This window comes from Paenibacillus sp. DRB1-1, assembly GCF_052119485.1.
GTDB classification, from domain to species: domain Bacteria; phylum Bacillota; class Bacilli; order Paenibacillales; family Paenibacillaceae; genus Paenibacillus; species Paenibacillus polymyxa_B.
Genome location: NZ_JBODQH010000001.1, coordinates 4678001 through 4681112, shown reverse-complemented (window position 1 = coordinate 4681112; position 3112 = coordinate 4678001). Strand labels below are relative to the sequence as shown.

At 44.6% G+C, this 3112-nt stretch carries 3 protein-coding genes; all 3 read right to left on the bottom strand.

Annotation, left to right across the window (positions count from 1 at the left end; genetic code table 11):
• Positions 1–284 precede the first annotated feature (284 nt).
• From ACQW03_RS21080 to ACQW03_RS21070, 3 genes are read right to left on the bottom strand one after another with little or no spacing between them, the layout of a single operon-like run.
• Positions 285–1034, bottom strand: a complete 750-nt coding sequence (locus ACQW03_RS21080) for a polyketide synthase (RefSeq protein ID WP_441951575.1) — start codon at positions 1032–1034, stop codon at positions 285–287.
• 45 nt (positions 1035–1079) lie between these two features.
• Positions 1080–1841 carry an enoyl-CoA hydratase/isomerase gene (locus tag ACQW03_RS21075; RefSeq protein WP_441951574.1) on the bottom strand — a complete coding sequence of 254 codons (762 nt, stop codon included), beginning with the start codon at positions 1839–1841 and terminating at the stop codon, positions 1080–1082.
• Positions 1838–3100: a hydroxymethylglutaryl-CoA synthase family protein gene (locus ACQW03_RS21070; protein ID WP_441951572.1), complete on the bottom strand. Its 1263-nt coding sequence runs from the start codon at positions 3098–3100 to the stop codon at positions 1838–1840. Before ACQW03_RS21070 ends, ACQW03_RS21075 begins: the two co-directional genes overlap by 4 nt.
• Positions 3101–3112: the final 12 nt, after the last annotated feature.

Genomic DNA, 3112 nt, shown 5'->3' with positions numbered 1-3112 from the left:
TCTCCACCAACTCCTCAAAACACAAAGTTTATATAACATGAGCTAAAGGCTTATCACCCTGTCCATTTTGAGCTATTATTCACGTTTGAAGCATTGCCAGGAGTTGCCTGCTAAAATATATCAAAGAAAAAACGAGTGATGAGGAAGGCTATATGCCTCTTTCACACTCGTTGCTGGTTCGCATGAACAACCGCAAAGGCGTTCAACGAATCTCTATGGATTGAGGCATACAAGTACGATCTTTTTCAAGACCGTAATTGCATGCTCTTGTATATAAAATTTGGTTATTTTCCAAACAAGTTGATAATTCGTTCTTTAACCTCCGCTTGATGAAAGGTCTTCTCATGCATGATAAGCTCTTGTTCTACGATTTTGGGAAGCTGTTCCCGGAGTGGAGCAACCAAATGATCCTTTAGCGTGATTAAAGAAAATCTGGGTTTCTCGGCTAGCTGCCGGGCAAGATCCATTACATAGCCCATCACTTCTTTGCGGGGCAGGGTCGGAAATGGAACTCCCCGTTTTTCCAGTTCAACGCCTCGATAATTGCTCCCATTTAACAATAACTCTTCTCCCAAGCTGAACCCTAGTTTTTTAGGAATAATATACGTGGCACCCATTCCCGGTGTGAATCCGTATCTCATAAAATTAGTCGTGTACACACTTTCCCTGCTTAGGACTACAAAATCAGCAAATAGCCCCATTACAAAGCCTCCGCCCACCGCATGTCCCTGCATGGCAGCTATCACTGGAACTTTGCAGCCCAATGCAAGTGAGTAAATATTTTCATCGGTAAACTTCGAGATTCCTTCATGTAAAGCCAACAGTCCCTCTTGCGTCCCACCCGTGGCAAAGTAATTATCGTATCCTGTTAGAATTACGACTTTGCAGGTTGAATCTTCTTGGATCGTCTTGAACGCTTGTCTTAGTCCATGGGTCATTTCAAGCGTAAATGTATTTTTATGAACTCTATCTTGCATTTTCACTTGAAAAATACCTCGTTCGATTTCAAGTAATTCAACCACGGATTGTGACATTATGATCTTCTTCCCTCCTGCATTCCCATCTTGTGGCGTACGCCATCAATCCATCCACGGAAATTGCCCCGTTTCGACGTACCGGAAAATGCCCTTAAGATTTTGAGCGTCTGAAAACACCTCTTGATTGGACGCCAACGCTAGTGGTTTACACTGACGCAAATCGTTGAGTTCATCCATAAAGCGCTTGTAGCGTAAAATCCCATGCTTGCTCAATCGTCTGAGGCGTAATAAATGCTTGCGTAGCACCATCTCACTCTGAGCATCGTACGCATCAACCAACCCCCATACATGGGCCTGTTGAACCGAAACGGGCTGCGTCATTAGTGTTAAATAATGCGCTTTTTGGAATCCAATCCTGCGGACTAAAAACGGTAGAACACAAGCAGGAAAAAGTCCGAATAGCAGTTCTGACAAGCTGAACTGTGCCGTCTCGTCGGCTATCACAATATCGCTGGCAGCAATAAATCCGATACCGCCAGCGTTTGCTTTTCCTCGCACATGAGAAATCGTGATATAGGGCCCAGTTGCTAGTTTTAACCACAGATCATACATAGGCTCTGGACTCATTGCATGTTCTTGTCCACTTTCCACTTTCTCACGCATTCCCTCAAAATCCGCACCAAAACAGAACACCTCCGGCAAACCTTCCAAAACTACGATCGTAACTGACTCCTCACACAGTGCAAGTACATGCAAGCACTCCTCGATGAGGGTATTATTAATCGTATTATTTGCCTCCGGTCGGTAAAAGCGAATATAACAAATCGATTCTTGAAAACGAACCTGAATCGTTTGATAACTCATGATTCCCACCTGTATTTACGGTGGAATTCATAGATTTCTTCCAAATACAACCGCTGTCTACCTTTCCCGGAAGCTATCACCCCCGGAATCAATTGAAAATCCAGCTTGGCGTTGCGGGTTCCGAACCGTACGGCGCCACTGCCTTTTAGCAGGGATTCATATTCATCCATAGTTAACTGATAGCGATCATTCAAATTACGCTCAATTTCAAAACGCCGCAGATGTTCCTGGCTTTGCGGCATAGCAACCCCGCTATAAAATTCAGAGCAGCAGCCTGAGCCGTAGGAAAAACAGCCGATTCTCTTTGGAGCATCGAATGTACCCTGATCAATCGTACCTGCCAAGGAGAGGTACAAAGTCGCCCCCATAATATTTCCAACCCGTTGGCAATACGCCAATCCGGGCTTAACACGTTGTAAATAATCTGCCTCAATCTCATTTGGTTTGGATTGAGTCAACCTTCGCATCATCGTGCGATGCGCCCCTTTTACCATTCCGCCAAAAGGAGTATGAAAGGCAAGATACTGAAAGGTATCTTTATAATCCACTCCTTTCACCCGTTTTTGATATTCCAAAAACGCTTGCTCGCAACAGTCCAGATAGGACATTAAAGACAAATCTGCATCCCCAGCCTCGCTATCTGGAATCGGCCGGCAAGTATCCATCACCTCATAGCCGTAATATCCATTAGCGCCTGCATCGATTTGAAAAATATGAGGATTTTCACTAATGAGCATTGCCACGGCCCCTGCGCCTCCACTTGGCTCAGCATAAGACCAATCCTCACTCAAGACATCCCCGCCTTCAGCAGCAATAAACCGTGAAATATCACTGGCAATTACAAGCGCTTTTGCTCCTGGCGAGACCTGAGAAAGAATAAAATTCACCGCCATTTGGAGTCCAGCAGTACCGGAATAGCATGCTTGCTTGAGCTCGAATAATCTGCAATTCCGATTCAACCCCAAATAGTGGTGAATATATGTACTGATTGATTTCCCAAAATCAATACCTGATTCCGTACACGTGATAAGCATTTCGATTCTGTTTTTTTCCGCTTCTGAAAGAGCGTCCACCAGCGGTTTTGCCGCATTTACTCCAAAGGTAACTGGATCTTCATAAGGCAGGGCAACCGCCTTTTCTTTCATTAATAAATTTTCGAACCTTGCAGGATCCAATTGCCTGTGTTGGGCTAATTCCATAACATCCAGATAGGCAGAGCCACCAAAAACGTTCATTGCCTCAATTCCCACGACAACCATAATCGTTCCCCT